This is a genomic window from Kluyvera sp. 1366, from assembly GCF_054823405.1.
On the sequence record NZ_JBTRDW010000005.1, the window covers coordinates 319,836 to 345,080 of the forward strand.

Consider the following 25,245-nt stretch of genomic DNA (forward strand, 5'->3'; position numbering starts at 1 on the left):
TCTTACGGGGAAACGTGTTCAGGGCGGCGAGTGCCGCCCATTAATGCTTAGTGACGCACACCGTTGTCTTCTTCGTCGTCGATGAACTCGCCATCGTCGTCTTCATCTTCGGCATCAGGATCTTCAAAGTAGGTGCCCCACCCGTCGTAATCGACGTTGTAGCTGCCTGCCAGATTCACCAGCTGCTCAACCTGCGCATCAATCAGCTCTGGCTTCAACGCGCCTTCACTCAGGATATCCACACACATTACGGTGGTGCCGTCTTCCAGCTCCAGCTCTTCTGGCTCGCTCACTTCGTAGCCCAGCTTGAAGGCATCAACCGCGACCTTCTCCAGCGAGTCAAAGTTGTTGCAGGAGAGATGATGCTCAATAGTGTAAAGCGCATCTGGATCGCTGCCGTCTTCCAGCAACTCTTCAATGATCAGTCGCGTCTCTTCGCGCTGTTCTTCCAGCAATGCTTCATATGCCATGGGCGTGTCCTCAAATATTCGGCTGAATTCAATTATTTTCCCACACTGCCTCGCGCGCCACTACACAAAACAACAAGTTTCTTAACGCCGGGGTTGAAAATGCATATTCATACGGTTAGATTGAATTTTAATTCATTTAATGTAGTCATCCGGAGCGCTGTATGAGTCAGCTACATCAAAGACATTTCCTGAGATTGCTGGATTTCACCCCAGCCCAAATCGATTCTCTGCTGAGTCTGGCAGGTGAATTAAAACACGCAAAGAAAAATGCCAGCGAAACGCAGTACCTGAAAGGCAAAAACATCGCGCTCATCTTCGAAAAAGACTCGACTCGTACCCGATGCTCTTTCGAAGTTGCCGCTTACGATCAGGGCGCTAACGTCACCTATCTCGGCCCAAGCGGCAGCCAAATTGGCCATAAAGAGTCGATGAAAGACACCGCGCGCGTGCTGGGACGCATGTATGACGGTATTCAGTATCGCGGCTACGGCCAGGAACTGGTGGAAACCTTAGCGGAATTCGCTGGCGTGCCAGTGTGGAACGGTCTGACCACCGAATTCCACCCCACGCAGCTGCTGGCCGATCTGCTGACAATGCAGGAGCATCTGCCGGGTAAATCGCTGAATGAAATGACGCTGGTTTACGTCGGCGATGCACGCAACAACATGGGCAACAGCATGCTGGAAGCCGCTGCGCTGGTCGGCATGGATCTGCGTCTGGTGGCGCCAAAAGGCTGCTGGCCGGAAGCGGAACTGGTGGAGCAGTGCCGCGTGGCCGCACAGCAAACCGGAGGCAAAATCACCCTGACCGAAGATATCGCCGAAGGCGTGCAAGGTGCCGACTTCATCTACACGGATGTGTGGGTGTCGATGGGCGAAGCCAAATCAGTGTGGGAAGATCGCATCGCCCTGCTGCGTCCTTATCAGGTTAATAGCGCGATGCTGGCGCTGACCGGCAATCCGCAGGTGAAGTTCCTGCACTGCTTACCGGCCTTCCATGACGACAAAACCACGCTGGGCCGTCAAATGGCCGAGCAGCACGGTTTGCACGATGGCATGGAAGTAAGTAATGAGGTGTTTGAATCTGCGCACAGCATTGTGTTCGATCAGGCTGAAAACCGCATGCACACCATTAAAGCGGTGATGGTCGCGACACTCGGCAAGCTATGATTGGTGGCGCCGCAAACGTTTACCTCGCGCGCGATATTTGCTTGATGCAAATCAGTGAATGCGTATAATGCGGCCCAATTTGCCGGAGGAAACATGCAACAGCGCAGCGCACAATTTGACGCTCAACGACGCCTGACAGCGGGCGGCGCATCTGTTTCTTTCCGTCATCAATCGATCGTAAAAAAAGCCCCTTAAGCAGGGGCTTTTTTTTGTCCGCAATCCGGCAGCGCAGAGGAGAACGCTATGGCCAACCCGCTATATCGCAAGCACATTATTTCCATCAACGATCTCAACCGCGACGAGCTGGAGCTGGTGCTGCATACCGCTGCCCAGCTGAAAGCCAATCCCCAGCCGGAGCTGCTGAAACACAATGTGATCGCCAGCTGCTTCTTTGAGGCTTCAACGCGTACGCGTTTGTCGTTTGAAACCGCGATGCATCGTCTCGGCGCGTCAGTGGTGGGCTTCGCCGACGGTAGCAACACCTCGCTCGGCAAGAAAGGCGAAACCCTCGCCGATACCATTTCGGTGATTGGGACTTACGTTGATGCCATCGTGATGCGTCATCCGCAGGAAGGCGCCGCGCGTCTGGCGACGGAATTCTCCGGCGGCATTCCGATTCTCAACGCCGGTGATGGCGCCAACCAGCATCCAACGCAAACGCTGCTCGATCTCTTCACCATCCGCGAAACGCAAAATCGCCTGGATAACCTGAATGTGGCAATGGTCGGCGACCTGAAATATGGCCGCACCGTGCATTCACTGACGCAGGCGCTGGCGAAGTTTGATGGCAACCGCTTCTTCTTTATCGCGCCGGATGCGCTGGCGATGCCTGCGTACATCACCGATATGCTGGATGAGCAGAACATTGCCTGGTCACGCCACGACACCATCGAAGAAGTGATGCCAGAACTCGATATTCTGTATATGACGCGCGTGCAGAAAGAGCGCCTCGATCCGTCGGAATACGCCAACGTTAAAGCACAGTTCATTCTGCGTGCCGCTGATTTAGCCGGTGCGCGCGACAACATGAAAGTGCTGCATCCGCTGCCGCGTATCGACGAGATCACCACCGACGTGGATAGCACGCCGCACGCCTGGTATTTTCAGCAGGCTGGAAATGGCATCTTCGCTCGCCAGGCGCTGCTGGCGCTGGTACTGAATCGCGAACTGGCACTGTAAGGAGAAAGCGATGACTCACGATAATAAATTGCAGGTTGAAGCCATCAAACGCGGCACGGTGATTGACCATATCCCGGCGCAGGTCGGCTTTAAGTTACTTTCGCTGTTTCGTCTGACCGAAACCGATCAGCGCATCACCATCGGCCTCAACTTGCCGTCGGGCGAGATGGGCCGTAAAGATCTGATCAAGATCGAAAATACCTTCCTGACCGACGATCAGATCAATCAGTTGGCGGTTTATGCGCCGCTCGCCACGGTAAACCGCATTGACGAATACGAAGTGGTGGCGAAGATCGCCCCCACCTTGCCGGATCGTATTGACCGCGTGCTGACCTGCCCGAACAGCAACTGCATCAGCCGTAACGAGCCGGTATTCACCAGTTTTGCGGTGAAAAAGCGCGAAGATGATGTCCATCTGAAGTGCAAATATTGCGAGAAAGAGTTCGCGCGCCACGTGGTGCTCGGTCACTGGTAATCGCCCGCGTCGTCCCTATAATGGGACGATTCATTTCGCGGCGGACATCGGTCGGCCGCGCACTTTCAAGGAGAAACAATGTCTCGCGAAATCAGTACTTCAAACGCACCCGCAGCGATTGGCCCTTACGTGCAGGGCGTGGATCTCGGCAGCATGATCATCACTTCAGGCCAGATCCCGGTTGATCCGGCCACTGGCGCCGTGGCCGACGATGTTTCCGCGCAGGCACGTCAATCACTGGAAAATGTGAAGGCGATTGTCGAAGCCGCCGGCCTGAAAGTGGGCGATATCGTGAAAACCACCGTGTTTGTGAAGGATTTGAATGACTTCGCCACCGTGAACGCGACTTATGAAGCGTTCTTCACCGAGCACAACGCCAGCTTCCCAGCGCGTTCGTGCGTGGAAGTGGCGCGCCTGCCGAAAGATGTGAAGATTGAGATCGAGGCGATTGCGGTACGTCGTTGATTTGGTTGGTTGGTGCTGGCTGTCCCCCATCCCGGCCTTCCCCCGCAAGCGGGGGAAGGAGATGCTGCCACATGCAGCTTCATCACTGACATATGGCAGCCTCTTCCTCCCCCATTTATGGGGGAGGACCGAGGAGGGGGACAGCCAGCACAATATTTATTTAAACGATCGCAGCAACTTCTCCAGCGGCCGCACCAGCGCCAGCACTGTTTCGTCCTGCACCTGCGCTGCCGCATCCAGTTGTGAATGCATCTGCGCCACCTCACCTGCGCCATACGCCTGATTACGTTCCAGCGCATTGACCAAATCCAGTCCCATCCGGCTCAACTCTGCTACTTGCTGTACTTGCTGCTGCAGCGGCTTGAGCTGATAGCTGCGCAGAATTAGCGGCATCACCGCATCGCTGTTGTTCTGCCAGCGCTGCAATTGCTGACGGATGGCATGCGCCGCCGCATGATCGGCGCGATTGGCGATCAAGCGATCCACCTGCTTATCCAGCACACGCACCGCGTTGCTCTCGGCCGGCAACACATCCGCCAAACGATTGAGCGGTTCAAAATAGTCATAATGTCCCGCCTGAAATTTCAGATGCTGGCGCGTGTAGTATTGCGCTGGCTCCAGCACTTCGGCCAATATGCGCAGCGGCGTGATGTCACTGCTGTTCGCCAGTCGCATCATCTGCACTTCAGCCTGCTGATGCTGCTGCAAGCCGACAGAAACAGTGCTCCAGCGATCCACCGCGCTCAGGCGCTGATACATGTTATCGCTGTCGGTGACATCCTGCGCCGACCATAACCGCTCCGCCACCACAAAGGCGCGCGGCCACAGGCGTGTATCGATTACCCGGCTGTTAACATTCTCCGCCCACAGCGCCGCTTCGCCGCCAATCAGGTTGTTCTGCATCTGTTGCGGCGTCGGCAGCGATGGCGCAATGCCGGCTGGCACCTGCGGCAACTTGCTGCCTTCTGCGGGATAGCGCACGTTGCCCACCAGCATATAACCGGTCAGCTTGTCTTGCGTTAGCGTCACCATCGGCTGGAATGGCCCCATCCACGTATCGACGCTGAACGTCAGCTGTGTGGGCGACAGCCAGCGGATATCACTGATCATGCGACGCGCTTTGCCGCTGAAATCGATAAAGCCGCGCCAGCCTTTTTTCCCTTCTATGAGGGTTAAGCTGCCTTTCAGCGCGCTGCCTTTCAAACGCGGCATGGTGAATTGCCAGCTCTGCGCCTGCTCACCAGCCTGCACCTGATCCGCGCCGTTGAGCCCCTGCGGCCAGGGTTCATTGCGATAGTGGTAAGCGGCGGTTTGCGGCTGATCGAGATAGAAACCGGTGGAGAGGATGCCGCGGAAGTCGTTTTTCGCCACCGTGCCCAACGCATCCTGTCCTTGCCACGATTGAATCAGAATGCTTTTAGGCAGATCAGGATGGTAAACCTCATCCCAGCCGATCATGCGGCGCTGATGCGCTTCAAGGATTTTCTCAACGCGCTGATTAAACCAGGCTTGCAGCGCATGCGTATCCTTTAAACCGTGGTCGCGCATAAACTGCTGAATGCGTGTGGAATCATTCCACTGGGTTGGATCAACCTCATCACCGCCAATGTGGATGTAGGGATCGGGGAAGATCGCCGTCACTTCGCCCATTAAGGTGTCGATAAAGCGAAATACCGCTTCGTTGCTGGGATCGAGCAACGGCTTAAACACGCCCCAGCCGCGCTCCATCTGATACGGTCCCGGCGCGCTCATTAACTCCGGCATCGCTACTGCTATCGCCGACGCATGACCGGGCAGATCGATTTCCGGTACCACGCGTACGCCGCGCTGCGTGGCGTAGCGCACCACATCGCGCATCTGCTGCTGCGTGTAGTACAAGCCGTCACTGGCTTTCTCCTGCAGCTGCGGATAGTGGCTGGAGGCAAATCGCCAACCTTGATCGTCGGTTAAGTGCCAGTGAAACACGTTCATACGCGCGGCGGCGATGCCGTCGATTTGTCGTTTCACGGTTTCAATTGGCAGGAAGTGGCGCGCCGAATCGATCAGCACGCCGCGCCACGGAAAGCGCGGTTTGTCGTCAATGGTGACGTAGGGAATTTCGGTGCCATTTTCGGTGTTTTCAATCAGCTGCAGCACGGTTTCCATGCCGCGCATCGCGCCAAAGCGCGTGTTGGCTTTCAGCAAGACGCCATCGCTGTTAACCAGCAGATGATAACTTTCGTCGCTGTCTGGTTGGGGAAGCGGATCAACCGCCTGCGCGATTTGTACCTGAATGCTGGGATGATCGCTGGATGCGCTGGCCGGCAGCAGCGGCCAGCCGGTTTGCCGCGCAATGCGCGCGCGCCAGCGCGATTCAGCACCTTCCAGATGATCGCCCGAGATATGCAACGTGAGCTGCGGTGTTAACGCATACGCCCCGCCGCCGCCTGGCTGGACAACGCTTTGTGGCCACGGCATCAGCGGTAAATCTCCAGTCGGCGCGGCGAAGGCGGAAAAAGTCATGGATAAACAACAGGCAAGCAGAGTTCTTTGCAATGGCATCTGGGCATCCTTGTAAATGAAACAACGGACCAAAATGGGCAAAAGGCCCATTAAACCTGTTTCGCTTTGCAAAGCAAGTGGCGACAAACTGAAATCAAGGCGGGTTAATACTTTTGTATTTTAGCCAGATTAACCATTGCGCGGCTTTCATTCCTGGTTGTGGCTTCTTTGTTGTAGGTCAAACCGCCGGCGATTAATCTCAGCGCAAACACCACATATAGCGATTAAACTCCTTAAAATTATCTACATATAGTTTCATGGAGAAGAAATGGCGACGGTGGTGATTAAGCGTGACGGCTGCAGAGTGCCGTTTGATGCGCAGCGGATCGAGGCGGCAGTCAACGCGGCTGCAGCTGCGGCACAAATCGATGATACGGCGTGGTGCGCGCAAGTGGCGGCGCAGGTCAGTCAACAGCTGGCTGACAAGGCTGAAGTGGATATCCGCGACATCCAGTGTGCGGTGGAAGAGACGCTGATGAGCGGGCGCTGGCCGCAGCTGGCGCGTGCCTACATCGAATATCGCCATGACCGCGATTTAGCACGCGAGCAGCGCGGTAAACTGCATCACGCTATTCGCGGTTTAGTGGAGCAAACCAACGCCGCGCTGCTCAATGAAAACGCCAATAAAGACAGCAAAGTGATTCCCACCCAGCGCGATCTGCTGGCTGGCATCGTCGCCAAACATTACGCTCAGCAGCAACTCTTGCCACGCGATGTGGTGCTGGCGCATGAACGTGGTGACATCCACTATCACGATCTCGACTATTCCCCGTTCTTCCCGATGTTTAACTGCATGCTAATCGATCTGCACGGCATGCTGACCCACGGTTTTAAGATGGGCAACGCCGAGATCGAGCCGCCCAAATCAATCGCCACCGCCACGGCGGTGACCGCACAGATCATCGCGCAGGTCGCCAGCCACATTTACGGCGGCACCACCATCAATCGCATTGATGAAGTGCTGGCACCGTTCGTTACGCTCAGTCTGGAAAAACACCGCGCGGTGGCGCTGGAATGGCAGATTGCGGATGCCGAAGCCTATGCGCGCGTTCGCACCGAGAAAGAGTGCTACGACGCGTTTCAGTCGCTGGAATATGAAGTGAATACGCTGCACACCGCCAACGGCCAGACGCCGTTTGTCACCTTTGGCTTTGGCCTCGGCACCGACTGGGCCGCGCGCCTGATCCAGCAATCCATTCTGCGCAACCGCATTGCCGGATTGGGCAAAAATCACAAAACCGCGGTATTCCCGAAACTGGTGTTTGCTATCCGCGAAGGCGTGAATCATCGGCCTGGCGATGTTAATTACGATATCAAGCAGCTGGCGCTAGAGTGCGCCAGCAAGCGTATGTATCCGGATATCCTCAACTACGAAAAAGTGGTGGAAGTGACCGGCTCGTTTAAAACCCCGATGGGCTGCCGTAGCTTCCTTGGCGTCTACGAGGAGAACGGCGAGCAGATTCACGAAGGCCGCAACAATATTGGCGTCATTAGCCTCAATCTGCCGCGTATCGCCCTGCAAGCCAAAGGCGATGAAGCGCAGTTCTGGCGCTTGCTCGATGAACGTCTGGCGCTGGCGAAACGTGCCTTAATGACGCGTATCGCCCGGTTGGAAAAAACCAAAGCGCGCGTAGCGCCGATTCTCTATATGGAAGGTGCCTGCGGCGTGCGCCTGAAAGCGGATGACGAAGTGGGCGCCATTTTCCGCAACGGCCGCGCCTCAATTTCCCTTGGCTACATCGGCTTGCATGAAACGCTGAATGCGCTGAGCGGCAACCAAGTGCATCCGTATGACGCCAATTACCTGCGGGAAAAAGGCGTGGCGATTGTCACGCACCTGCGCCGCGCGGTGGATGCGTGGAAAGCGGAAACCGGCTACGGCTTCAGCTTGTACAGCACGCCGAGCGAGAATCTGTGCGACCGCTTCTGTCGCCTCGATGCCGCCGAATTTGGCGTGGTGGCCGGCGTTACCGACAAAGGGTATTACACCAATAGCTTCCATCTCGACGTGGAGAAGAAGGTCAATCCGTACGACAAGATCGACTTTGAAGCGCCCTATCCCGCCATCGCTAATGGCGGATTCATCTGTTACGGCGAATATCCCAACATCCAGCACAACCTCAAAGCGCTCGAAGATGTCTGGGATTACAGCTATCACCGCGTGCCCTATTACGGCACCAATACGCCGATTGATGAGTGCTACGAATGCGGCTTTAGCGGCGAGTTTAGCTGCACCAGCAAAGGGTTTACCTGCCCATGCTGTGGTAATCACGATCCGGCGCGCGTGTCGGTGACGCGCCGCGTGTGCGGCTATCTCGGCAGCCCGGATGCGCGTCCGTTTAACGCCGGTAAGCAGCAAGAAGTACAGCGGCGCGTTAAACATCTGGAGACAGGAAAACTGGGATGATGCGCATCCACGGCTATTATCCGGTTGATATCGTTAACGGGCCCGGCACGCGCTGCACGCTGTTTGTCGCGGGCTGCGAACATCAATGTCGCGGCTGCTACAACCAAAGCACGTGGCGGCTGGATTCCGGCGTGCCGTTTACGCTGGAGATGGAAGAGCAGCTGATCGCCGATCTTAACGATCGGCGCATTGTGCGCCAGGGCTTGTCGCTGAGCGGCGGCGATCCGCTGCATCCGCACAACGTGCCGCATATACGTCGTCTGGTGAAACGCGTGCGGCGTGAGTGTCCGGATAAGGATATCTGGCTGTGGACCGGATATGAAATGGCGGAACTCAGCGCGGCGCAGCGCGAAGTGGTGGAGGAAATTGATGTGCTGATTGATGGACGCTTTATCGAAGCGGAGAAAGATGCGCGGCTGCTGTGGCGCGGCAGCCGCAATCAGAAGATTTGGTGGTTACGCCAGCCACAAAGCGAGCACGCCGAGCAGCATGCCGCTGCCTGCCACGCCGATCAGCGCGATCCACAGCGCCCGTGCGGGAAAGGCGCGACGCAGCATCAATAACGACGGCACACTCACGGCGGGCAGCGTGACTAGTAACGCCAGCGCGGGCGCAATGCCCATGCCCGCCAGCATCATGGTCTGCACAATCGGGATTTCCGCGGCGGTAGGAATCACAAACAGGCAGCCGGCGATTGCCATCAACATCACCCAAAACAGCGTATTACCCACCGCGCCATCCGCGTGCGGGAACAGCCACACGCGCGCGGCGCCGAGCAACAATACCGCGACGATATACAGCGGAATGGTGTTGCAGAACAGTCGCCACATCACCCGCAGCCAGCGTGACAGAAACGGCTGTTCATCGCGGGCCGGGATAACGGGCGCGGTAACGGCTTGATCCGGCACGCTGCGCTGCACCAGCCACGCGATGCCCAACACCATCATCAAACCTGCCACCAGCCGAATCGCCGCAAAATGCCAGCCGAGCACAAAGCCCATAAAAATCAGCGTGGCAGGATTGAGCAGCGGATTCGCCAGCCAGAACGCCATCGCCGCACCGCTGGAAACCTGTGACTGACGTAAGCCAGCGGTCACTGGTGCCGCACAGCAGCTGCACATCATGCCCGGCAAACCTAATCCAGTGCCCATCAGCGTCGAGCCAAAGCGTGAGCTGCCCATCAGACGCAGCAGCCAGGCGCGCGGAATCAGCACCTGCACCAACGATCCGAGGATCACCCCGAGCACGGCCGCTTTCCACACGGCGAGGAAATAGACCATGGCGTAATCAAGCGCCGCGCGCCACGGTGAGTCCGCCGCATTGGCCAGAATCGATTTACCGATCGAATGCGTTTCGGCAGCAGTAAAGGCTTTGCCGTAATAAGGCTGCCATTTGACATACCACAGGCCGATTACTACCACGGCGAGGAACAGCAGCGGTTTCCACCAGGCGAAGCGTGTCGCCGGGGCATGAGAAGGGAGTTGGGTCATCACGGAATTCCGTATTCAACTGAATAACGATGCCGCGTTAGGATACGCGGCGGAAAGGCCTTAGTGTCATTCAGGTCATTTCATTGCGCCATGTGGAAATCGCCTAAACTTGATCCGGCGCGGAAATTTACCTCCCGGAAGAATTGCCGGCTGGCTTGCTTTTTGCGACATGGCTACCAGGCTTGTTGGGTTAGAAGTGCAACGAACATAAGGTTCGTGATCAACAAGGAGGAAAAAAGATGAGCAAGAAAATAGCGGTACTGATTACCGATGAATTTGAAGACTCAGAGTTTACCTCACCGGCGGAGGCTTACACTCAGGCGGGCCATGAAGTGGTTACCATCGAGTTTAAGGCCGGCAACATCGTTAAAGGGAAGCAGGGTAAAGCTGAGGTCAACATCGACAAGGCTATTGATGATGTGAATGCAGCCGAGTTCGATGCGCTGCTGCTGCCCGGCGGACACTCGCCCGATGCCCTGCGCGGTGACGATCGTTTCGTCAACTTCACCAGGGAGTTTGTCGCCAGCGGCAAGCCGGTGTTTGCCATTTGCCATGGCCCGCAGCTGCTGATCAGCGCGAACGGCGTGCGCGGCCGCAAAATGACCAGCGTAAAAGCCATCGCCATCGATCTGCGTAATGCCGGTGCGGATTTTTACGATAAAGAAGTGGTGGTGGATGATGACAAGTTAGTTACCAGCCGCACGCCTGAAGACCTGCCCGCGTTTAATCGCGAGTCGCTGCGGATTTTGAACGCGGCCTGATAGTTTTTCCTGCATTGGGGTCGCCGTGAATGGCGGCCCTAAGGCCGGGTCCAGATAATCTTTTTGCCAAAGCCCAGCGCATTGTCGGTCATCTTCACTTCGTCGAGCACGATTTCCCACAATGGTGCGGTGACCTTCTTTGCCACTGGAAAACGCTTCTGATAGGCGTGACGCGCAATAACTTCCCTGTCTCCGCTTAGCAGCTGAATCACGCCGCGATACTGCACGCCTTTAATCAGCAGCACACTTTTGGGCTGGCCATTCACCGTGCCCGCCACGCGCGGATTTGACTGGATTAATGCGCCATGGCGCGTGTCCGGTTCAGTCATCAGCCAGAACGCCATGTTCGCGGCATCAAATACATAAAAGCAGTTGGCACACCACAGATCGTCGCCGTGGCTGGCAGATAACGACAGCACGTGCTGTTTTTTTAAGTAGCGAATCAGATGAGCATGGTCGGACAAAATTGGACTCCGTGCGGCGAATAGCGATGCGGCCTGAAGCGCGCTACACTGCCTGCCAGCTAATTTTCGGGATAAGTATGATGGAACAAGGCTGGCAGCTTTATCTGCTACAAACCGCCGCAGGGATGCTATATACCGGCATCACCACCGATGTTAATCGTCGGCTGCAACAGCATCAGCAGGGACGCGGCGCGCGTTCGCTACGTGGCAAGGGCCCGCTGACGCTGGTGTTTCACTGCGATGCGGGCGATCGGGCGGCGGCGTCACGCCTGGAATATCAGGTGAAGCAGCTGAGCCGCGCGCAAAAGCTGCTGCTGGTTGCACAGCAGCCGCCCTGCTTAGTGGCTTGGTTTAGTCGAAACGGTTAAACGGCAGCGCGAATTCGATCAGCCCTTCTGCGCCGACAAACGCATCGTCGGCCAGTTTGTAAACCTGAAAGGCCGCTTCACTGCCTAACCAGCGACAGTGCAAACCATGACGTGCCGCCGGTTCAAAGCCGAGTGGATTGTAGAACTCAGGATCGCCCAGCACCACCACGGCGCTGTAGCTGAACTCATTCAGTGAATCCAATCCTTCATACACCAGCCGTTTAGCAAGGCCCTGTTTGCGCACCGATTCATCCACGGCGAGCGGCGCCAACGCGACCCAGTTGCGGTCTTCTCCCTGCAGGGTCACCGGACTGAAAGCGGCATAACCCAGCACCTGACCTTCATCATCCGTGGCAACTACACCGAGAGTCAGTAAGCCATCTTCGCGCAGTTGCTGTATCAGTTCCGCTTCGGCAGCGGTAGCAAAACTGCGCTTTAACAGGCTATCGATGCCTGCTGCATCAACGCCAATTTCAGTACGAATCAACATGAGATCCCCGCGCGCGCCTCAGCGGCCTTCGCGTCCTGTTTCATTCCTGTCTCAATAAAAGCAGCGAGCTGCTGCAATCCCGTGCGTAATGGCGTGGGCATGGCATCCAGTTCAATGGCATCCATCAGGTTTTTCACCTCAAGTCCCAGCTCAGTGTCACCTTCAATCACCAGACGGCGTTGAAAGAACAACATATCGGGATCCGCTTTGCGTGCTGCCACCAGCAACAGATCGTTGGCTTCACCGCGAAACCAGACATCAGCCTCGGTGTCGCGCGAAACGGTCAGGCGCCCTGCTTGCAGGGTGGTGATCCAGCGCAGATTCACATCGGCAACCTCAATCCCCAGATAACGCCCTTCCAGAAAGTCTAACTCACCTTCAGACAAAGCATGACGAAATTGCCAGTTTAGGAGTTGTTGCAGAATAGCTTTTTTTAGCGGGAAAGGGGTAATGGAAACAGGTAAAGCAAGGAATTCTGGCCCTTTTTTAACAATCAGACCGCGTAAGCGCGCAAACATCATCGTCATTCCCTTCAGAAAATTTCATCTATTTTGCCACATCTGACCGGCTTCGCCTCCACTGAGATCAAGGAAATCGCCGCCTGGCTGGACGAAAAACCTTCACTCCCGATCATCAATGCCGCTTTCACTGCCTTAAATCAACATTGCTGTCGGGTCAGTTATTTACACTCTTCGGCTTCAGAATCCGGGGAGGAAAATGTATGGAACTGCTGTGTCCGGCGGGGAATTTGCCTGCGCTGAAATCGGCGGTGGAGCATGGTGCTGACGCGGTGTATGTCGGCCTGAAAGACGATACCAATGCCCGCCACTTTGCTGGCCTCAATTTTACCGATAAGAAACTGGCTGAAGCCGCACGCTATCTGCATCAGCATCGGCGCAAACTGCATGTGGCAATCAACACCTTCGCCCATCCTGATGGCATCAATCGCTGGCAAAGCGCGATTGATGTTGCCGCTCAGAACGGCGCGGATGCGTTGATTCTGGCCGATATTGCCACGCTGGAGTACGCGGCAAAACACTATCCGCAGGTTGAGCGTCACCTTTCGGTACAGGCCTCCGCCACCAATCTGCAGGCCATCCATTTTTACCATCGTCATTTTCAACTCAGCCGCGTGGTGCTGCCGCGCGTGCTGTCGATGCATCAGGTCAAACAGCTGGCGCGTGAAACGCCGGTACCGCTGGAAGTGTTCGCTTTCGGTAGCCTGTGCATTATGGCTGAAGGCCGCTGCTACCTCTCTTCCTGGCTGACCGGCGAGTCGCCTAACAGCGCGGGAGCCTGCTCGCCGGCGAAATTTGTGCGTTGGCAGCAGACGCCAAAAGGCATGGAATCGCGCCTGAATGAGGTGCTGATTGACCGTTACGCACCCGACGAGAGCGCTGGCTATCCCACCTTGTGCAAAGGCCGTTACGAAGTGGATAACCAGCTCTATCACGTACTGGAGGAGCCCACCAGCCTGAACACCTTGTCGCTGCTGCCTGAACTGCTGCGCGCCAACATTGCCTCGGTGAAAATTGAAGGACGTCAGCGCAGCCCGGCCTATGTGGCGCAGGTAGCGAAAGTGTGGCGTCAGGCCATTGATCGCTGCATGGCATCGCCGGAACAGTATGCCGTGCAGGAACCCTGGATGCAGGCGTTGGGCGAGTTATCAGAAGGCAGCCAAACCACGCTCGGTGCTTATCACCGTGACTGGCAATAAGGAGATCGCATGAAATACGCCATCGGGCCGGTGCTGTGGTACTGGCCAACTGCAACGCTGGAAACCTTTTATCAACGCGCCGCCGAGAGCAGCGCGGAGATCATTTATCTCGGCGAAGCCGTCTGCAGTAAAAGACGCGCTACCTCGTTCCATCAATGGATGGACATCGCGCGCATGCTGGCGCTTCAGGGCAAGCAAGTGGTGCTGAGTACGTTGGCACTGCTGCAGTCGCCATCGGAAGTCAAAGAGCTGCGCCGCTATGTCGAGAACGGAGAGTTCCTGCTGGAAGCCAATGATATCGGCACCGTGAACATGGCGGCGGAGCGCAAATTGCCGTTTGTCGCCGGCCCAACGCTGAATGTGTATAACGCGCAGACGCTGCAACTGTTGCTGAAAGAAGGCATGACGCGCTGGTGCATTCCGGTGGAGATGTCCCGCGACTGGCTGATTCAACTGCTGCAACAGTGCGATGCGGCGGGTGTGCGCGAACAATTTGAGGTGGAAGTGCTTGGCTATGGTCATCTGCCGCTGGCGCTGTCAGCACGCTGCTTTACCGCACGCGCCGAGAATCGTGGCAAAGATGATTGCCAAACCTGCTGCATCAATTACCCAACCGGCCGTCGCGTGCTCTCGCAGGAAGGCCAGCAGGTGTTTGTGCTCAACGGCATTCAGACCATGAGCGGCTATTGCTACAACCTCGGCAATGACCTGAGCGGCATGCATAACTGGATCGACATTGTGCGTTTGTCGCCCCAGGGCGAAAGTACGCTCGCCGAAGTGGATCGCTTCCGCGCCAACGAAGGCGGTCAGGCACCGCTAATGATGGCGCGCGGCAGTGATTGTAATGGTTATTGGCGTCGCCTGGCGGGAATGGCACTGGAAGGCGGCAGGTAAAGGCACATTCCGGCTATATTCCTGCTGTTATTAGCAGTTTTAATATAGGTAACGATGAGTAATACTCACAAGCGCAGGTCCGACTAAACACCTGCGCCATCCCTATTTGGAGTGCCCATGTCTGAGAAAAAAACTGTTCGCCTGTCCGTGTTGGATCTGGCCCCTATTCCACAAGGTTCCACTGCACGCGACGCGTTCCATAATTCGCTGGCACTGGCCCGTCAGTCCGAAGCATTGGGCTTTCACCGCTACTGGCTGGCGGAACACCATAATATGACGGGGATTGCCAGCGCCGCGACGTCAGTGCTGATTGGCTATTTAGCGGCCAATACCGAAACGCTGCGCCTCGGTTCAGGCGGCATTATGCTGCCCAATCACGCGCCGCTGGTGATCGCCGAACAGTTTGGTACCCTCGAGTCACTCTATCCTGGGCGCATCGATTTGGGACTGGGCCGCGCGCCGGGTTCCGACCAACGCACCATGCTGGCGTTGCGTCGTCATCTTTCCAGCGGCCAGGCAGATAGTTTTCCGGAAGATGTCTCTGAACTGATTCGCTGGTTTGACGCCGAAGAGGGAGAACATCCACCAGTACAACCGGTTCCAGGTTTAGGATTGAAAATTCCGGTGTGGCTGCTCGGTTCCAGCCTGTACAGCGCGCAACTGGCCGCTCAGCTGGGTTTGCCGTTTGCATTTGCCTCGCATTTCGCGCCGGATCTGCTGTTCCAGGCGCTGCATCTCTATCGTGAGAAATTCAAACCTTCCACACGTCTGGCGAAGCCGTATGCGATGGTGTGCGTCAACGTCGTCGCAGCCGATAGCGAACGTGACGCCCGCTTCCTGTTCACCTCGATGCAGCAGCAGTTTATTAACCTGCGTCGCGGCAAACCGGGTCCGCTACCTGCGCCGGTGGAGAACATGGATAATCTGTGGTCGCCGTCCGAGCAATATGGCGTGCAGCAGGCACTCAGCATGTCGATTGTCGGCGATAGCGATAAAGTCCGCAGCGGCCTCGCCGCGCTGATGCGTGAAACCCAGGCGGACGAGATTATGGTTAACGGCCAGATTTACGATTCGCAGGCGCGTCTGCGCTCCTTCGCGCTGGCAATGGAAGCAGCGCGCACGCTGTAAACCTCATTGCGGTGGGTTTAACCACTCTGGGCCCACCGCAATGGTTCGCACGTCTCGCGCCGGTGACTGACCGTGAAAACGGCTGTATTCGCGACTGAACTGCGAAGCACTTTGATAACCCACCCGATAACCCGCCGTGCCGGCATCCAGCTTCTCAATCAACATCAAACGCCGCGCCTCGTTGAGCCGCAGCTGCTTTTGATACTGCATCGGCGTCATCGCCGTTACCGCTTTAAAGTGATGATGCAGCGACGAAATACTCATCCCTACGCTGCTCGCCAGAAAATCCATTTTCAACGGCTGATGAAAGTTTTCGCGTAGCCAACGCGCGGCGCGCGCCACTTTGTTGCCTGGCCGTTCCGTCAACGCCATGTTGAGAATGCGCGGCCCTTCGGGTCCAGTCAGCAAACGATAGAAAATCTCCTGCTCAATCAACGGTGCCAGCGCAGCAATGTCCTGCGGGTGATCCAGCAACTCGACCAAACGCATCACCGCATCCACCAACGGGGGCGCGACTTTATGCACGGCGATACCGCGCTCGCTCACCGCCGTGCTGCCGAGTTGATGGTGCGGAAAGTGTTCCAGATAACGCATCAGACGCGTTTCGTTGATGGTGATGCCCACACCAAGATTCGGTTTCTCTGGCGTTGCCATGACCACGCAGGATTGCACCGGCATATCAAGCGTCACCAACAGTAAATCGCCCGGCCCGTAATGCATCACTTCATCACCCATGCGCAGCGCTTTTTGCCCCTGCGCGATCAGGGCAAAGCTCGCCCAGGTCGCCACATGCGCCAAACTGGTGGGCTGAGAACTGCGGCCGAAAGAGAGAAAATCGATTGGGCAATAGTGACGACCATCCTGCGGTGCGTGGCGAGCAATAATTGTCACCAACTGCTGCCATTGTTCCTGATGAATCATGCGCTCGGTGCTCCGCGGTAAGAAATCACTGATTTAATATTCTCGCTTGTGGTTGGCGCTGCGACTAGTCCTTGAACAGCAGATTTGCAGGATCGTGCAAGAAGCTTGCAGGATTGCGCTACCACCCGATTGTATGGACAGCGCATGCTTTATTTTCCCCGAAATCTCAGGTGGAGAGACACGATGAAAACACTTGAAGGTAAAATTGCGCTGGTGACGGGCGCTTCGAAAGGCATTGGTGCCGCCATCGCCATGACTTTCGCGGCGGCCGGTGCTCGGGTAGTGGTGAATTATCTTCAGGACGAAGTGGGTGCGGCGGATGTGGTGACCGACATTCAGGCGCTGGGTAGCGACGCCATCGCCGTACAGGCTGATATCTCACGCGAGGCCGATGTGCAGCGCTTGTTCGCTAGCAGCATTGAGCAGTTTGGCGCGCCCGATATTGTGGTGAATAACGCCGGCATTTTTCACCACGGTGACTTTGCCGAGCTTAGCCTCAGCGAGATGCAGCAGCAGCTGAATGTGAATCTGCTGGGTACCTTGCTGGTGTGTCAGCAGGCGGCAAAACATTTCCCCGCACGCGGCGGTTCCATCATCAACCTTAGCGCTTTAAATAGCCAACGCAGCACGCCCGGCTCGGTGCTTTGGGCAGCAACCAAAGGCGCGATCGATACCTTAACGCAGGGCCTCGCACGCGAGCTTGGGCCACGTAATATTCGCGTCAATGCGTTAGCACCCGGCATTATTTTGACTGAAGGTTTGCTGGCGGCGAAGAAGATGCACCCGGAGTTGAAAGCACAGCTGATAGCGGCAACGCCGCTCGGACGCTTTGGCTTGCCGGAAGATGTGGCGCAGGTGGCGCTGTTTCTGGCGTCAGAAGAGTCAGCTTACGTTAGCGGTGAACGCGTGCTGATTGCTGGTGGCGTGTAAAATTTACTTTCCACAGGCATAAAAAAAGGGACGCATTAGCGTCCCTTTTTACTTTTCGCGTTTATCGCTTATGCGTCACGACGACGTGGTGCAGCAGCGCCTTCTGGACGCGGGCCACGACCACCTTCACGGCTGAAGCGTCCGCCTTCACGGCCACCTTCACGACGTTCGGAGAAGCGACGTGGAGCGCCTTCGCCACGTGGAGCACCATCACCGCGCGGTGCGCCATTGCCACGACGTTCGCCGCCAGCAGATGGACGACGTTCGCTACGCTCGTGCACTGGCGCATCACCCATCAGCTGCATATTCATCGGTTTGTTCAGAATACGCGTACGAGTGAAGTGCTGCAGCACTTCGCCCGGCATGCCTTTCGGCAGTTCGATGGTTGAGTGAGTACCAAACAGCTTGATGTTACCGATGTAACGGCTGCTGATGTCACCTTCGTTAGCGATCGCGCCAACGATGTGACGAACTTCAACACCATCATCACGGCCCACTTCAATGCGGTACAGCTGCATTTCGCCAACGTCACGACGTTCACGACGTGGACGATCACCATCACGGCTGTCACGGCTTTCGCGTGGACCACGAGAATCACGTGAATCGCGACGCTCACCACGGTCAGGACGATCGCTGAACTCGCGACGCGCTGGACGCGGTGCTTCTGGTGGCAGAATCAGTGGACGTTCGCCCTGAGCCATTTTCAGCAGTGCTGCGGCCAGCGTTTCGATATCCAGATCTTCGCCCGGCTGCATTTTGCTCAGCAGTGCGCGGTACTGGTCCAGATCGCTGCTTTCCAGCTGCTGCTGTACTTTAGCCGCGAACTTAGCCAGACGACGCTCACCCAGCAGTTCTGCGTTCGGCAGCTCAACTTCTGGAATAGTCAGCTTCATGGTGCGTTCGATGTTGCGCAGCAGACGACGCTCGCGGTTCTCGACGAACAGCAACGCACGACCTGCACGACCAGCACGGCCGGTACGGCCGATACGGTGAACGTAAGACTCTGCATCCATTGGGATATCAAAGTTTACGACCAGACTGATACGCTCAACGTCCAGACCACGTGCTGCAACGTCGGTTGCGATCAGGATGTCGAGACGACCATCTTTCAAACGCTCCAGCGTCTGCTCACGCAGTGCCTGGTTCATGTCGCCGTTCAGTGCTGCGCTGTTATAACCGCTGCGCTCCAGCGCTTCGGCCACTTCCAGCGTGGCATTTTTGGTACGCACGAAGATGATGGCTGCATCGAAATCTTCCGCTTCCAGGAAACGAACCAGCGCATCAGTTTTACGGCCGTAAGCGGTCCAGTAAGACTGAGAAATGTCCGGGCGCGTAGTCAGGCTTGACTGGATGCGCACTTCCTGTGGATCTTTCATGAAGCGCTTGGTAATACGACGAATCGCTTCTGGCATGGTGGCTGAGAACAGCGCGGTCTGATGACCGTCTGGAATCTGCGCCATGATGGTTTCAACGTCTTCGATGAAGCCCATACGCAGCATTTCATCCGCTTCGTCCAGCACCAGACCGCGCAGGTTAGACAGATCTAACGTGCCACGCTTCAGGTGATCCAGCAGACGACCAGGGGTACCGACAACAACTTGTGGTCCCTGACGCAGTGCGCGCAGCTGTACGTCATAACGTTGGCCGCCGTACAGGGCTACCACGTTAATGCCACGCATGTGTTTAGAGAATTCTGTGACGGCTTCAGCAACCTGTACCGCCAATTCGCGGGTAGGTGCCAGCACCAAAATTTGCGGTGCTTTAACAGTAGGATCAATGTTGTTTAGCAGCGGCAGTGAGAATGCCGCAGTTTTACCACTACCGGTCTGCGCCATACCCAACACGTCACGGCCAGCCAGCAGGTGAGGAATACACTCAGCCTGGATTGGAGAAGGCTTTACGTAGCCCATACCGTTCAGTGATTCGAGGATGTCGGCGTTCAGGCCAAGGTCAGCAAAAGTGGTTTGAATATCAGTCATGTAGTACACGTGCCTCTTAGATTGCGGCGGCCAGTCTACATAACTCGTCGTGAAAACTTTCAGTCATTTTCATCAAAAAGTGTGAACCGGCTCAAATTAGAAGTTTTGACGAACAGAAAAGCCCTCATCTCTGAAGATGATGACTTTACAGGTATTCAGGCAATAAAAGTTCGTCAGCTATTGCTGGTCAGATTCTGATAAATCGTCTTGTGTCTGGCCGAGTTGCGCCAGTTCCAACAATGCGTATCGGTGCTCAACAAAGTTATTAACGTTGTTGGCCACCGCCAGTTTGAACAACGCTTTCGCGTCGTCCTTCTCCCCCAGACTTAGGTAATACTTACCTAAATAGAAGTTGGTTTCACTGAGATGTTCAGCGAGCGAGGTGTTATCCGTTGCGTCCGCCTTGAGACGTTCCATCAGCGTTTTTTCACTGATGTCGCCAAGGTAGAACTCGACAATATTCCATCCCCATTGATCGCGAACCGCTTTGTCATGACGCTGTCTCAGCGTAACTTTTGCCTTGTCGGCATCCATATCGCTTTCAACGAGATAGAGCCAAAGGCTGCGGAATGGATCGTTAGGATCGTCTTGATAAAACGCCAGCAGATCATCTTGCGCTAACTTGTATCGACCGCCGTAATAGAGGGCGATACCACGGTTTAAATGCGCATAGTTGTAAGTTGGATCAAGCTCAAGTACAGAATCAAACGCTTCATAGGCAGCATCAAAGTTACCTGCCTGCGTTAAGTATATACCGAGATAGTTGAATACCTCAGGCATATCTGGTCTTATAGACAGCGCTTGCGAAAAATCGTTCCGCGCTAATGCCCTCAGACCCAAACTATCATACAACACTCCGCGCTCATATAATAGCTGTGCGCGTTCATCATCGGTCAGGGCACGACTGGCAAGAATTTGTTCCATTCGCGCCAGGATCACCTCTTGCTGCAGTGTGGGCTGCAAAGGTACTGCCAGAACTTCGTTCTTACGCCAATTGGAGTTGCTGCATCCTGCCAGCGTGATAGCTGTCGCAACAAAACACCAGCGCAAAAAAGGCTTCATTTCCCACTCCCGAATACAAACATTGGGACAACCATCCTGTCATCCTCCTGCTGTGCACAAGGATTCCCGCCCTCGCGATGATCTAAACACCTCTCCCCGCAAAGCAGGGAGAGGTAAATCGGTAAACGCTTACTCGGCGTCAGATGCATCAGATGCAGCGGTAGCAACTTCTTCCGCTGGTTTCTGCTCTGTCGCTTCTTTGATGCTCAGGCGTACACGGCCCTGACGGTCCACTTCCATGACTTTCACTGGAACTTCCTGGCCCATCTGCAGGTAATCGGTCACTTTCTCTACGCGCTTGTCGGCGATCTGAGAGATGTGCACCAAACCTTCTTTACCGCCGCCGATTGCCACGAAGGCACCGAAATCAACGATACGTGTCACTTTACCAGAGTAAACGCGACCAACTTCGATCTCAGCAGTGATCTCTTCGATACGACGAATGGCTTCTTTGGCTTTCAGGCCATCAGTAGCAGCAATCTTCACGGTACCGTCATCTTCGATTTCGATGGTGGTGCCGGTTTCTTCGGTCAGCGCACGGATCACTGAGCCGCCTTTACCGATGACATCTTTGATCTTGTCTGAACTGATTTTGATGGTGTAAATGCGCGGCGCGAACTCAGAAATTTCCTGACGCGGCGTGCTGATTGCCTGTTCCATCACGCTCAGAATGTGCAGACGCGCACCCTTCGCTTGGTTCAGAGCAACCTGCATGATTTCGCGGGTGATGCCTTCAATTTTGATATCCATCTGCAGCGCAGTGATACCATCGCGGCTACCCGCTACTTTAAAGTCCATATCGCCGAGGTGATCTTCGTCACCCAGGATATCAGACAGAACCACAAAGTTGTCGGCTTCTTTAACCAGACCCATCGCAATACCGGCTACGGCTGCTTTGATCGGTACGCCAGCATCCATCAGTGCCAGAGAAGCACCGCACACGGAAGCCATTGAAGAAGAACCGTTAGATTCGGTGATTTCTGAAACCACACGCACGGTGTAGGGGAAATCCGCTTGCTTAGGCATTACTGCCAGCACGCCGCGCTTCGCCAGACGACCGTGACCAATTTCACGACGCTTCGGTGAGCCAACCATACCGGTTTCGCCCACGCAGTATGGAGGGAAGTTGTAGTGGAACAGGAAGCTATCGGTACGCTCGCCCATCAACTCATCCAGATTCTGCGCATCACGTGCGGTACCCAATGTTGCGGTAACCAGCGCCTGCGTTTCACCACGGGTAAACAGTGAAGAACCGTGCGTGCGTGGCAGTACGCCAGTGCGCACATCCAGGCCACGAATCATATCTTTCTCACGGCCATCGATACGCGGTTCGCCACGGATGATGCGGCTACGAACAACGCTCTTCTCGAGATCGTGCACGATGTCAGCGATATCGCCAGCATCCAGCGTTTCATCTTCAGCCTGCAGTGCAGCGATGGTCGCGTCTTTCACTGCGCCAACCTGAGTGTAACGCTCTTGCTTATCAGTGATGCGGTAAGCGTCGCTGATGCCCGCTTCTGCCAGTGCAGTAACGCGTGCGATCAGTGCATCGTTAGTTGGCAGTGGCTGCCAATCCCAACGTGGTTTACCCGCTTCGGCAACCAGCGCGTTGATGTTTTCGATAACGATCTGCTGCTGGTCGTGGCCGTATACCACAGCGCCCAGCATCTGTTCTTCGGTCAGGATGTCAGCTTCTGATTCCACCATCAGCACCGCGTTCTGGGTACCGGCAACAACCAGGTTCAGACGTGATTCGTTGATTTCATCCGCAGTTGGGTTCAGTACGTACTGATCGTTGATATAACCCACGCGCGCTGCGCCGATTGGGCCATTGAACGGCAGACCTGACAGAGCCAGCGCAGCAGAGGCACCGATCATCGCAACGATGTCTGGGTTAACCTGTGGGTTAACAGAAACAACGGTTGCAATAACCTGCACTTCGTTAATGAAGCCTTCCGGGAACAGCGGACGAACTGGACGGTCAATCAGGCGTGAGATCAGGGTTTCGCCTTCGCTTGGACGGCCTTCACGACGGAAGAAGCTACCCGGGATACGACCAGCAGCGTAAGTACGCTCCTGATAGTTAACCGTCAGCGGGAAGAAATCCTGACCTGGTTTAGTTTTTTTCTGGCCAACAACGGTAACGAATACAGCAGTGTCATCCATGCTCACCATTACTGCAGCGGTAGCCTGGCGCGCCATCATGCCGGTTTCCAGCGTGACGGTATGCTGACCATATTGGAATTTGCGTACGATCGGGTTCAGCAAAATTTAAGTCCTTAAATTCAGAGGCGCAGCCCATTCTGGCGCGCCGGGGATTACCGATCTTCAGTTGCATCCTCGCGACTAATGACAACCTTAACCGCCCATGCGGTAAAGCCTCTCATTAGCCGCGCGAACCTCTGCAAGCAAAGATCACTCTCTGCAACAATACATGAGTTTGGTCCGGATTGCTGCGGATTGCTCGAAAAAAGGGGCCATAAAGGCCCCCTTTTCGCGAAACTCGCACAAATCTGATCGTCAGATGCGTTTTTTTGCATGGTGCATGCGCTACATCCTTGATCAGATTCTTCAGACTTAGCGACGCAGACCCAGGCTTTCGATCAGACCGGTGTAGCGAGCAACGTCTTTACGCTTCAGGTAGTCCAGCAGCTTACGACGCTGAGATACCATGCGCAGCAGACCGCGACGGCTGTGGTGATCTTTCTTGTGCTCAGAGAAGTGACCCTGCAGGTGGTTAATCTGAGCAGTCAGCAGAGCAACCTGAACTTCAGTTGAACCGCTGTCGTTGGTACCACGACCGTATTTAGCAACGATCTCTGCTTTAGCTTCTACGCTTAGAGACATAATAAACTCCGTTGGATAATGAATGTATGGGTGCCGATCTCTAATTCAGCAGCCCGCTTTTAAAGCCGCGCCATTCTACTCTTCGCCTGATAGCAACGCAAATGCGCCGTTAGGTCAAATGCGAAAGGCTTGATTACGCAGGAAATTCTACCACCAGACGACGCGGCGCCACGCGCCCATCGTCGGCAATTTCGGCCATACCAATGAATTTGTGCTCATCACCTTCCGTCACGCGCACCAATCCCTGTTCCGGCGCATCCGCCACCTGAACCGGCATACCTTGTTTGAAATAAGCCGCCACCGTAGGCAGCAAATTCACCATCGGGAACTCTTCTGCCGGACTATCCATCGGCAGCAATAACGCATCGAGCGCACTGTAATCCGGCGTTTCCGCCATGTTGACGGTGGCCGCCACTTCCTGCAGCTGCTCCAGCGTCACCATTCTTTCGATCGGATAACGCGCCACCTGCAGACGACGCAGCATGATAACGTGCGCACCGCAGCCAAGCCGTTCACCGAGATCGTCGATGATAGTGCGGATGTAAGTGCCTTTAGAGACGTGAATCTCCAGCTCCAGTTCATCACCTTCCCAGCGAATAAACTGCAGCTCAAACACTTTGATCGGGCGCGCTTCACGCGGCACGGTTATGCCTTCACGTGCGTACTCGTACAGCTTGCGTCCCTGATACTTCAGCGCGGAGAACATGGTCGGCACCTGCATGGTGTCGCCACGAAAATAGTCCAGCGCTGCATCCAGTGCCGCCTGATCAAAAGTAATCGGACGCGTCTCAACAATATTACCGTCGGCATCAGACGTATCGGTGCGTTCACCCAGCCGAGCAATGACGCGATAACGCTTGTCCGAATCGAGCAGATACTGCGAAAACTTGGTGGCTTCGCCGAGGCAAACCGGCAGCATGCCGGTCGCCAGGGGATCGAGGGCGCCGGTGTGGCCCGCTTTGTTCGCGTTGAACAGACGTTTTACTTTCTGCAGCACATCATTGGAAGATGCGCCTTGGTGCTTATCCAGCAGAAACACACCGTGGACGTCGCGACCGCGACGACGAGGACGACTCATTAGTCCTCCTTGTCATCTTCCGCCGGGCTATCGCCACGACGCTCAACATCGCTCTTAATAACGTTGCTGACCAGGTTCGACATGCGCATACCTTCGATCAGCGAGTTGTCGTAGAAGAAGGTTAGCTCCGGCACGATGCGCAGGCGCATCGCTTTACCTACCAGCGTACGGATATAGCCAGAGGCTTCTTTCAGCGCCTTCAGGCCGTTTTGCACTGCTTCTTCATCTTTATCATTCAAAAAGGTCACAAACACCTTGGCATAGGCAAGATCACGCGACACTTCGACGCCCGAAACCGTCACCATCATACCGAGACGTGGATCTTTAATTTCGCGCTGCAGGATAATTGCGATCTCTTTCTGCAACTCCTGAGAAACGCGCTGTTGGCGGCCAAATTCTTTTGCCATTAT

26 protein-coding genes are annotated in these 25,245 nt (G+C 55.6%); 12 read left to right on the forward strand and 14 right to left on the reverse strand.

The genetic code is table 11. The annotated features are described in order from the left end of the window. Positions 1–47: 47 nt before the first annotated feature. Positions 48–470: a ribonuclease E inhibitor RraB gene (gene rraB / locus ACVLVH_RS13270; RefSeq protein WP_008104254.1), complete on the reverse strand. Its 423-nt coding sequence runs from the start codon at positions 468–470 to the stop codon at positions 48–50. A 161-nt stretch (positions 471–631) separates the two neighbouring features. On the opposite strand from rraB, the gene argF reads away from it, so the two are divergent. From argF to ridA, 4 genes are all read left to right on the forward strand, one after another. Continuing rightward, positions 632–1,639 (forward strand): ornithine carbamoyltransferase, encoded by a 1,008-nt coding sequence (gene argF, locus ACVLVH_RS13275; protein ID WP_192412478.1) that lies wholly within the window; start codon positions 632–634, stop codon positions 1,637–1,639. 243 nt (positions 1,640–1,882) lie between these two features. Continuing rightward, positions 1,883–2,818: an aspartate carbamoyltransferase gene (gene pyrB, locus ACVLVH_RS13280; protein ID WP_137385077.1), complete on the forward strand. Its 936-nt coding sequence runs from the start codon at positions 1,883–1,885 to the stop codon at positions 2,816–2,818. A 10-nt stretch (positions 2,819–2,828) separates the two neighbouring features. Further along, entirely contained in the window at positions 2,829–3,293 is a 465-nt protein-coding gene (pyrI, locus tag ACVLVH_RS13285; RefSeq protein WP_007886734.1) for an aspartate carbamoyltransferase regulatory subunit, read from the forward strand. A gap of 78 nt (positions 3,294–3,371) precedes the next feature. After that, entirely contained in the window at positions 3,372–3,758 is a 387-nt protein-coding gene (gene ridA, locus ACVLVH_RS13290; RefSeq protein WP_061718232.1) for a 2-iminobutanoate/2-iminopropanoate deaminase, read from the forward strand. Positions 3,759–3,914: 156 nt separating this feature from the next. Here the strand turns inward: ridA and ACVLVH_RS13295 are convergent, their stop codons facing one another. Continuing rightward, positions 3,915–6,299: a beta-N-acetylhexosaminidase gene (locus tag ACVLVH_RS13295; RefSeq protein ID WP_312462781.1), complete on the reverse strand. Its 2,385-nt coding sequence runs from the start codon at positions 6,297–6,299 to the stop codon at positions 3,915–3,917. Positions 6,300–6,567: 268 nt separating this feature from the next. On the opposite strand from ACVLVH_RS13295, the gene nrdD reads away from it, so the two are divergent. Continuing rightward, the gene (gene nrdD, locus ACVLVH_RS13300) at positions 6,568–8,706 is read left to right on the forward strand and encodes an anaerobic ribonucleoside-triphosphate reductase (protein WP_192412482.1); all 2,139 of its coding nucleotides are present in this window, start codon (positions 6,568–6,570) and stop codon (positions 8,704–8,706) included. Continuing rightward, positions 8,703–9,269: an anaerobic ribonucleoside-triphosphate reductase-activating protein gene (gene nrdG, locus ACVLVH_RS13305; protein ID WP_498949518.1), complete on the forward strand. Its 567-nt coding sequence runs from the start codon at positions 8,703–8,705 to the stop codon at positions 9,267–9,269. Before nrdD ends, nrdG begins: the two co-directional genes overlap by 4 nt. Here the strand turns inward: nrdG and ACVLVH_RS13310 are convergent. Then, positions 9,162–10,196 carry a permease gene (locus ACVLVH_RS13310; protein ID WP_498949519.1) on the reverse strand — a complete coding sequence of 345 codons (1,035 nt, stop codon included), beginning with the start codon at positions 10,194–10,196 and terminating at the stop codon, positions 9,162–9,164. The genes nrdG and ACVLVH_RS13310 overlap by 108 nt on opposite strands. A 239-nt stretch (positions 10,197–10,435) precedes the next feature. On the opposite strand from ACVLVH_RS13310, the gene ACVLVH_RS13315 reads away from it, so the two are divergent. Then, positions 10,436–10,957: a type 1 glutamine amidotransferase domain-containing protein gene (locus tag ACVLVH_RS13315; RefSeq protein ID WP_101762238.1), complete on the forward strand. Its 522-nt coding sequence runs from the start codon at positions 10,436–10,438 to the stop codon at positions 10,955–10,957. Between the two features lie 38 nt (positions 10,958–10,995). Here the strand turns inward: ACVLVH_RS13315 and ACVLVH_RS13320 are convergent, their stop codons facing one another. Further along, complete coding sequence (locus ACVLVH_RS13320; protein WP_192235854.1) at positions 10,996–11,421, reverse strand: YhbP family protein; 426 nt, start codon at positions 11,419–11,421, stop codon at positions 10,996–10,998. Between the two features lie 80 nt (positions 11,422–11,501). On the opposite strand from ACVLVH_RS13320, the gene ACVLVH_RS13325 reads away from it, so the two are divergent. Then, positions 11,502–11,789 (forward strand): GIY-YIG nuclease family protein, encoded by a 288-nt coding sequence (locus tag ACVLVH_RS13325; protein ID WP_101762240.1) that lies wholly within the window; start codon positions 11,502–11,504, stop codon positions 11,787–11,789. Here ACVLVH_RS13325 and ACVLVH_RS13330 read toward each other — a convergent pair. Further along, positions 11,773–12,279 carry a GNAT family N-acetyltransferase gene (locus ACVLVH_RS13330; RefSeq protein ID WP_101762241.1) on the reverse strand — a complete coding sequence of 169 codons (507 nt, stop codon included), beginning with the start codon at positions 12,277–12,279 and terminating at the stop codon, positions 11,773–11,775. The genes ACVLVH_RS13325 and ACVLVH_RS13330 overlap by 17 nt on opposite strands. Then, entirely contained in the window at positions 12,273–12,797 is a 525-nt protein-coding gene (gene ubiT, locus ACVLVH_RS13335) for a ubiquinone anaerobic biosynthesis accessory factor UbiT (protein ID WP_192412755.1), read from the reverse strand. Before ubiT ends, ACVLVH_RS13330 begins: the two co-directional genes overlap by 7 nt. A 203-nt stretch (positions 12,798–13,000) precedes the next feature. Here ubiT and ubiU point away from each other — a divergent pair, with 203 nt between their 5' ends. The 3 genes from ubiU to ACVLVH_RS13350 all read left to right on the forward strand — a co-directional run bounded on the left by ubiU (position 13,001) and on the right by ACVLVH_RS13350 (position 16,018). Beyond that, on the forward strand, positions 13,001–13,996 hold the full coding sequence (ubiU, locus tag ACVLVH_RS13340) for a ubiquinone anaerobic biosynthesis protein UbiU (protein ID WP_137385068.1): 996 nt from the start codon (positions 13,001–13,003) through the stop codon (positions 13,994–13,996). Positions 13,997–14,005: 9 nt separating this feature from the next. After that, on the forward strand, positions 14,006–14,890 hold the full coding sequence (locus ACVLVH_RS13345) for a U32 family peptidase (protein WP_192412489.1): 885 nt from the start codon (positions 14,006–14,008) through the stop codon (positions 14,888–14,890). Positions 14,891–15,007: 117 nt separating this feature from the next. Next, the gene (locus ACVLVH_RS13350; protein ID WP_192412491.1) at positions 15,008–16,018 is read left to right on the forward strand and encodes a luciferase-like monooxygenase; all 1,011 of its coding nucleotides are present in this window, start codon (positions 15,008–15,010) and stop codon (positions 16,016–16,018) included. A 3-nt stretch (positions 16,019–16,021) separates the two neighbouring features. On the opposite strand, the gene ACVLVH_RS13355 is transcribed toward ACVLVH_RS13350, so the two are convergent. Next, positions 16,022–16,939 (reverse strand): AraC family transcriptional regulator, encoded by a 918-nt coding sequence (locus ACVLVH_RS13355; protein ID WP_192412493.1) that lies wholly within the window; start codon positions 16,937–16,939, stop codon positions 16,022–16,024. Between the two features lie 183 nt (positions 16,940–17,122). Between ACVLVH_RS13355 and ACVLVH_RS13360 the strand changes: the two genes are divergently transcribed. Continuing rightward, on the forward strand, positions 17,123–17,869 hold the full coding sequence (locus ACVLVH_RS13360; RefSeq protein WP_192412495.1) for an SDR family NAD(P)-dependent oxidoreductase: 747 nt from the start codon (positions 17,123–17,125) through the stop codon (positions 17,867–17,869). Between the two features lie 68 nt (positions 17,870–17,937). Here the strand turns inward: ACVLVH_RS13360 and ACVLVH_RS13365 are convergent, their stop codons facing one another. The 7 genes from ACVLVH_RS13365 to rbfA form a co-directional block, all read right to left on the reverse strand. Beyond that, complete coding sequence (locus tag ACVLVH_RS13365; RefSeq protein ID WP_137385063.1) at positions 17,938–19,848, reverse strand: DEAD/DEAH family ATP-dependent RNA helicase; 1,911 nt, start codon at positions 19,846–19,848, stop codon at positions 17,938–17,940. Between the two features lie 16 nt (positions 19,849–19,864). Further along, positions 19,865–19,921 carry a protein YrbN gene (gene yrbN / locus ACVLVH_RS13370; RefSeq protein ID WP_098053093.1) on the reverse strand — a complete coding sequence of 19 codons (57 nt, stop codon included), beginning with the start codon at positions 19,919–19,921 and terminating at the stop codon, positions 19,865–19,867. 104 nt (positions 19,922–20,025) lie between these two features. Next, entirely contained in the window at positions 20,026–20,910 is an 885-nt protein-coding gene (nlpI, locus tag ACVLVH_RS13375; protein ID WP_008104288.1) for a lipoprotein NlpI, read from the reverse strand. Positions 20,911–21,039: 129 nt separating this feature from the next. Continuing rightward, positions 21,040–23,178, reverse strand: coding sequence for a polyribonucleotide nucleotidyltransferase (gene pnp / locus ACVLVH_RS13380; RefSeq protein ID WP_101762248.1), 2,139 nt, complete (start codon positions 23,176–23,178; stop codon positions 21,040–21,042). A 309-nt stretch (positions 23,179–23,487) separates the two neighbouring features. Further along, on the reverse strand, positions 23,488–23,757 hold the full coding sequence (rpsO, locus tag ACVLVH_RS13385; RefSeq protein WP_036620269.1) for a 30S ribosomal protein S15: 270 nt from the start codon (positions 23,755–23,757) through the stop codon (positions 23,488–23,490). A 133-nt stretch (positions 23,758–23,890) separates the two neighbouring features. After that, positions 23,891–24,835 (reverse strand): tRNA pseudouridine(55) synthase TruB, encoded by a 945-nt coding sequence (gene truB, locus ACVLVH_RS13390; RefSeq protein WP_192412497.1) that lies wholly within the window; start codon positions 24,833–24,835, stop codon positions 23,891–23,893. Continuing rightward, positions 24,835–25,242, reverse strand: a complete 408-nt coding sequence (gene rbfA / locus ACVLVH_RS13395; protein WP_101762250.1) for a 30S ribosome-binding factor RbfA — start codon at positions 25,240–25,242, stop codon at positions 24,835–24,837. Before rbfA ends, truB begins: the two co-directional genes overlap by 1 nt. Between the last annotated feature and the right edge of the window lie 3 nt (positions 25,243–25,245).

Bases quoted from the DNA above. Each gene is read 5' to 3' on its own strand.
- argF (WP_192412478.1), top strand. From the start codon at position 632: ATGAGTCAGCTACATCAAAGACATTTCCTGAGATTGCTGGATTTCACC.
- nrdG (WP_498949518.1), top strand. From the start codon at position 8,703: ATGATGCGCATCCACGGCTATTATCCGGTTGATATCGTTAACGGGCCC.
- ACVLVH_RS13330 (WP_101762241.1), bottom strand. From the start codon at position 12,279: ATGTTGATTCGTACTGAAATTGGCGTTGATGCAGCAGGCATCGATAGC.
- rraB (WP_008104254.1), bottom strand. From the start codon at position 470: ATGGCATATGAAGCATTGCTGGAAGAACAGCGCGAAGAGACGCGACTG.
- ACVLVH_RS13295 (WP_312462781.1), bottom strand. From the start codon at position 6,299: ATGCCATTGCAAAGAACTCTGCTTGCCTGTTGTTTATCCATGACTTTT.
- ACVLVH_RS13310 (WP_498949519.1), bottom strand. From the start codon at position 10,196: ATGACCCAACTCCCTTCTCATGCCCCGGCGACACGCTTCGCCTGGTGG.
- ACVLVH_RS13360 (WP_192412495.1), top strand. From the start codon at position 17,123: ATGAAAACACTTGAAGGTAAAATTGCGCTGGTGACGGGCGCTTCGAAA.
- ACVLVH_RS13345 (WP_192412489.1), top strand. From the start codon at position 14,006: ATGAAATACGCCATCGGGCCGGTGCTGTGGTACTGGCCAACTGCAACG.
- truB (WP_192412497.1), bottom strand. From the start codon at position 24,835: ATGAGTCGTCCTCGTCGTCGCGGTCGCGACGTCCACGGTGTGTTTCTG.
- ACVLVH_RS13355 (WP_192412493.1), bottom strand. From the start codon at position 16,939: ATGATTCATCAGGAACAATGGCAGCAGTTGGTGACAATTATTGCTCGC.
- rpsO (WP_036620269.1), bottom strand. From the start codon at position 23,757: ATGTCTCTAAGCGTAGAAGCTAAAGCAGAGATCGTTGCTAAATACGGT.
- rbfA (WP_101762250.1), bottom strand. From the start codon at position 25,242: ATGGCAAAAGAATTTGGCCGCCAACAGCGCGTTTCTCAGGAGTTGCAG.
- ACVLVH_RS13350 (WP_192412491.1), top strand. From the start codon at position 15,008: ATGTCTGAGAAAAAAACTGTTCGCCTGTCCGTGTTGGATCTGGCCCCT.
- ridA (WP_061718232.1), top strand. From the start codon at position 3,372: ATGTCTCGCGAAATCAGTACTTCAAACGCACCCGCAGCGATTGGCCCT.
- nlpI (WP_008104288.1), bottom strand. From the start codon at position 20,910: ATGAAGCCTTTTTTGCGCTGGTGTTTTGTTGCGACAGCTATCACGCTG.
- pyrB (WP_137385077.1), top strand. From the start codon at position 1,883: ATGGCCAACCCGCTATATCGCAAGCACATTATTTCCATCAACGATCTC.
- ubiT (WP_192412755.1), bottom strand. From the start codon at position 12,797: ATGTTTGCGCGCTTACGCGGTCTGATTGTTAAAAAAGGGCCAGAATTC.
- pyrI (WP_007886734.1), top strand. From the start codon at position 2,829: ATGACTCACGATAATAAATTGCAGGTTGAAGCCATCAAACGCGGCACG.
- ACVLVH_RS13315 (WP_101762238.1), top strand. From the start codon at position 10,436: ATGAGCAAGAAAATAGCGGTACTGATTACCGATGAATTTGAAGACTCA.
- ubiU (WP_137385068.1), top strand. From the start codon at position 13,001: ATGGAACTGCTGTGTCCGGCGGGGAATTTGCCTGCGCTGAAATCGGCG.
- ACVLVH_RS13365 (WP_137385063.1), bottom strand. From the start codon at position 19,848: ATGACTGATATTCAAACCACTTTTGCTGACCTTGGCCTGAACGCCGAC.
- ACVLVH_RS13325 (WP_101762240.1), top strand. From the start codon at position 11,502: ATGGAACAAGGCTGGCAGCTTTATCTGCTACAAACCGCCGCAGGGATG.
- nrdD (WP_192412482.1), top strand. From the start codon at position 6,568: ATGGCGACGGTGGTGATTAAGCGTGACGGCTGCAGAGTGCCGTTTGAT.